Here is a 5197-nt window from a genome sequence, read left to right on the forward strand (position 1 = left end):
GAAGATATGGTTAAAAGGCTGGATGTGCTGATAGACCTTGGCCTGGGCTACCTGACCCTGGAAAGAAGCACCCCCACCCTTTCACCCGGTGAATTACAAAGACTAAGGCTGGCTACACAGATCCATTCCAACCTGTTTGGCGTGGTGTATGTGCTGGACGAGCCTTCGGCCGGCCTGCATCCCGCTGATACACAGGCCCTGCTACGGGCGCTGGATGGCCTTAAAGCAGCCGGCAACTCCCTTTTTGTAGTTGAGCATGAGGTGGATGTGATAAGGCATGCCGACTGGATCGTGGATGTAGGACCTGCTGCCGGGGAAAAGGGCGGCGAAATATTATACAGCGGTCCCCCGGAGGGATTAAAGCGTGTACCCGCATCTGTTACCAAACACTATCTGAATACGCAGCCACACAAAGCCCGTACAGCAAGGCAGCCCAAAGGCTGGCTGCGGCTGGAAGGCATTACACGCAACAACCTGCACGATTTCAGCGCTGCTTTTCCATTAGGTGTTTTTACCAGCGTTACCGGCGTATCCGGATCAGGGAAAAGCACCCTGGTAAGCCAGGTGCTGGTGGAGCTGGTGGCCACCCAGCTGGGACAAGCCGTACCCGCTGCCAATGAGGAAACAGAAATGCCTGAACAGCAGGCATTACCGCTGGAAGGCCGTATTACAGCAGGGATGGATGCTGTTAAGCGTTTGATAGTAGTGGATCAGAAACCAATAGGCCGTACGCCCCGTTCCAACCTGGCCACCTACACCGGGTTGTTTGATCCCATCCGGAAGCTGTTTGCCGCCACCAAAATGGCCAAAGCCCGGCATTATGATGCAGGCCGCTTTTCCTTTAATGTTGCAAAGGGCCGCTGCAGCCATTGTGAAGGGGAAGGTTTTGTGATGGTAGAGCTGCTGTTCCTGCCCAGCGTGTATGCCCCCTGCCCCACCTGCCAGGGTACCCGGTATAATAATAAAACGCTTGAAATTAAGTACAACGATAAAAACATTGCGGAGGTGCTGGAAATGACGGTGGATGATGCTTTCCTTTTTTTCATAGATGAACCGCAAATAAAAAGGCCCCTGGAAACCGTGCAGCAGGTGGGCCTGGGCTACCTGCGGCTGGGACAGCCTGCTACAGAGCTTTCCGGCGGCGAGGCGCAACGTATAAAGCTGGCCACGGAGCTGCAGAGAACACAGCATGGCAGCTCACTGTATATACTGGATGAGCCCACCACCGGCCTGCACCCGTCCGACGTTGAAAAGCTGATGGATCAGCTTAATTTGCTGGTAGACCAGGGCAACACCGTTATTACGGTTGAACATGATATGCATGTAATTGCCAACAGCGACTGGATTATAGATATTGGGCCCGGTGCGGGCGATGAAGGCGGCAAAGTGGTGACTGCAGGCCCCGTAGCTGCTATTGCGGAAAATAAGCACAGCCGTACGGCGCCTTTCCTGGCGAAATATCTGAGTAGTTAAACGGAGACAGCTGCCTTAAGCAGCATTGGTATGTTTTTCCAGCTTTTGCCGGATGCCGCTAACCAGCATGGCAAAGCTTTCCGGTTTTATCAGGTAATCATCTGCCCCTAATTGCATGCATTGCTGGATGTAGGTTAACATGGCGGAGGTGGAGAATACAATAATGGGAACGTCGGTTAAGTTCCTTCTTTGCCGGAGCTCGGCCAGTAATTCCATGCCATTCATCCTGGGCATGTTCAGATCCATGAAAATAATGTCCGGGTTACTGAATTTCCGGTCGTTCATTAATTCCAGCGCATGCTCACCGTCATATGCAGACAGGAGCTGCACTTTGCTGGTCACTTCTTCCAGCGCATCCTGAAATACGCGCCGGTCCTCCGCGTCGTCATCAACCAAAAAAATCGTAACACCCTTGCTCATATGACTTGTAAAATATTTTTGTCTATAATTAGTTTTCGTTCGTTCGGCCTTCCCGGCTGCTACTTACCCACAAAAATGCGACCGTTATTTTAAGTACTTATCCATTACTGTTCTTATCTCAACGATCAATGTTTCAAATTTATTGGGCTTCACCAAATAATCATTGGCGCCCAATTGCAGGCACTCGATAATGGCGGATCTTTCTGAAGAGGTGGAATACAGGATAATGGGTATCGGATCAAAGCTTTCCATTCTGCGTAGCTCAACCAATAGCTCGGCGCCGTTCATGCGGGGCATATTCAGATCCAGGAAAACGATATCGGGATCAACATTTCCACCATTTATCATTTCCAGCGCATGTTCTCCGTTAAAAGCGGAAAGCAGGAAAGCAGAGTTATCAATGGTTTGGAGCGCGGATTTAAAAAAATCCTGATCATCCGTATCATCATCTACCAGGAACACCGTTCTATTCTTACTCATGGTATTGGATATGTATGGTAAAAATAGCAATATTTTTATTAATAAGATAGATATCAGACCAGGGGCGCGCTTAAAACCGTCTTAAAGATCAAAGGCCGCCCTGTAAAGAGCAGCCCTTTTTTTTGTCAACCCGACACTGCCTTTCAGCAGGGCCTTCATCCATCGTTGGTTTTTGATAGGATGGTCATTATCAACCTAAAAATTTCAGCGGAATGGCTGCAGCCAGCGTTTTATTTCCGCCCAGGCCTCAGGTGCAAAATCGCCTTTCAGCTGCGGGATCTCCTCGTTGGTGCAGGTATTGCAATGCAGGAACAGGTGGTTCAGCCCCGGTATTACTTTTACCGTTACCTGGTTATTACCGCTTTGCTGCAGGGTATTTTTAATCATGTCCAGGTTCTCTTTATAGGGCACCATTATGTCCTTATCGCCATTCAGCGCCAGGAAAGGCACTTTGATCTGCTGCAGGAAAGGCGCCGGATCATACCGGAGATGGTACTGGTACCAGGGGCCGGCAGCCTGCCGTATGTAAGAATCCGCAAAGAAGCGCATGTGATCAAACTCACCCGGCTTATCCTTTGCATAGGCGCTGTCATCCGCATGTTTCCAGGCGGCATAGGTAGCGCGGAGACTGGCCTCCAGCCGGGGCGTATAGGCATAACGGTAAGCCGTATCAAACATCCGGGTAGTGATAGTGTTATGCCGGTTCTTATCATAGTCTGAGATAGGCGCTGCATTAATGAGGGCGCGGTTTTGCAGTTTTAATGCATCCAGTCCTCTGGTGGCCAGCCCGGCCAGTGTGATCACAAAACTGATCTCCTTACTGCCTGCTGCCGCAATAATAGCAGCTGCGCCACCTTCGCTATGGCCTATAAGCCCTGTGGCAGCTACGCCGGGTTGCGTGCGTAAAAAAGCTACGGCCGCCAGCGCATCGTTGGCAAAGTCTTGTGTAGTGGCGGTTTCATATACCCCATTTGTTTCTCCTACTCCACGGTCGTCTGTACGCAGCACCGCAAAACCCAGTGCAGCCAGGGAATCGGCCAGCGCTTTAAACATTTTATGCCCGGCCATATTCCCGTTGCGGTCCTGCTTACCCGTTCCGGACAATAACACTACTGCCGGAAAAACCGTCCGGCCTGCAGGCAGGGTTAGCGTGCCGCCAAAACGGATGCTGTCCTTATTATTAAAATGAACCTGCTTGCTCACCGGCGCTGCCTGACCCAAACAAAGCGGCATATAAGCCACCATTAACAGGCAGCTGAACATAAACTGCCGGCTCATCCTTCTTTCTTTAACAGCTCAATAATATAGGATATTTCATCGGCCAGCGCGCTGGGACTGCCTTTATAACCAGTGCCCAGCCAGCGGATCATGCCATGCCCGTCAATGATCACTTTAGCGGGAATGCCGGAAAACTGCAGTGCTTTGGTGTATTTGTTATAGGTATCGTCCAAATGCCCGGATGATGCACTTTTTGCATCCAGCAACACATTCATGTGAAAGTTCTTTGACTGCAGGAACTTTTTGATCTGCTCCCGGTAATCCGGCCGGCTTTCCTGCGTAGCAATGAAATAGAAATCCACATTCTTATCCTGGCTGTATTTATCCACGGCCATCTGCATGCCGGCCATTGCTTCCTTACAGGGGCCGCACCAGGTAGCCCAGAAATCGATCACCACTATTTTACCTTTCTCTTTATTGAGGTCCGCCATCCCGCCGGAAAGCTGTTCCAGCTTAAAGGCAGGGGCCTGTTTACGGATCAGCTGTGCACGCAGCGCTTCCTGTTCGGCAGAAAGCTGCTCTGCATTCTTCATGCTTTGAAAATAAGCGTCAAAGCCGTTTTCATTGCCATGCTGTTTTATATACTGCTTTTTTAACAGTGCAATAATTTCCGGGGTGGCTTTGTTGCTGCCGGCGGCATTTTCCGCTATCTGCAATGCTTCCGGATGGCGGCCGTTATTATCCAGCAGCACTGCGTAAAGGCTCATAAAATCAGCGTTCTTAGCTGCCGGCTGGTCTTTTACCTTTTCCATCCACAACAGCGCGGATTTATCATCTCCCTGCTGGTGCAGTAAAGATGCATGGCCCATAAAGGCAGGTACGGCAAAGCTCAGCACCCGCTGCTTCCATTGCAGGGGTGAATAAAAACGGCTGTCGCGGCCAATTTTGTTGGTAGTGTAAGCCTCGATATGCTCCACCAGCTTTTTTGAATATGGAAATGCTTCCGATAATTTTGCCTGGTCATGCGCCAGCGCATTCATGATCAGTAAACGGTGAAATTCCGTAAGGCATATTAACGGCGCCTGATCCATCATCTGGTCCAGTATTTCCAGGTTCTTATTTTTCATTACCACCTGGTACACAATGCCGCGGTACACTTTTTCATAGTACATTTCATCTGTCTCCGTATCCACATCCGTAAACTTTTGCAGCGGGAATTGCTGTACAAATGTTTTCCAGAGATCCAGCCGCTCATTTTCACCTGCGCGGAACATTTTGTAGATCATTTTATCCCTGGCTGTTATGCCTGCGGGGTAGCGGCTGATGATCACCTGGTCCATAGAATCTGCTTTATGTGTATTCCCCAGCAGGTACCGGTAAGCTTTGCCGGCATTCATCAGCTCTGCTTCTGTGGCATCCGGCAGCTTGCTGATGTAATCGATCTCCCGCAGGATAATGGTATCGGCCCGGGGCGCTCCGCTGTGTTTCAGGATAGACATAGCGCCGTACATGATATGCCGCCTGCTTTCGGGATTGTATCTCAGCTCATTGTTCATCCAGAACAGGCCTACATCGTCCCCAATGCGGGCGGAATCTTCTACGGCGG

The 5197-nt window shown here is 50.4% G+C and carries 5 protein-coding genes; 1 reads left to right on the top strand and 4 read right to left on the bottom strand.

Translation table 11 applies throughout. The annotated features are described in order from the left end of the window. Nucleotides 1-1473: excinuclease ABC subunit UvrA (locus VIM87_RS04090; RefSeq protein WP_331995741.1), on the top strand; the 1473-nt coding region annotated here is incomplete at its 5' end. 15 nt (nt 1474-1488) lie between these two features. Here VIM87_RS04090 and VIM87_RS04095 read toward each other — a convergent pair. The 4 genes from VIM87_RS04095 to VIM87_RS04110 all read right to left on the bottom strand — a co-directional run. Next, a complete protein-coding gene (locus VIM87_RS04095) occupies nt 1489-1893 on the bottom strand; it encodes a response regulator (protein ID WP_331995742.1) in 405 nt (134 codons plus the stop codon). An 84-nt stretch (nt 1894-1977) separates the two neighbouring features. Beyond that, complete coding sequence (locus tag VIM87_RS04100) at nt 1978-2373, bottom strand: response regulator (RefSeq protein ID WP_331995743.1); 396 nt, start codon at nt 2371-2373, stop codon at nt 1978-1980. A 204-nt stretch (nt 2374-2577) separates the two neighbouring features. Further along, entirely contained in the window at nt 2578-3651 is a 1074-nt protein-coding gene (locus VIM87_RS04105; protein ID WP_331995744.1) for an alpha/beta hydrolase family protein, read from the bottom strand. Beyond that, the coding region (locus VIM87_RS04110; RefSeq protein WP_331995745.1) for a TlpA disulfide reductase family protein at nt 3648-5197 on the bottom strand (1550 nt) is incomplete at its 5' end. The genes VIM87_RS04105 and VIM87_RS04110, both read right to left, overlap by 4 nt.

The sequence above is a fragment of the Chitinophaga sp. genome (genome assembly GCF_036569125.1).
Lineage (GTDB): Bacteria > Bacteroidota > Bacteroidia > Chitinophagales > Chitinophagaceae > Chitinophaga.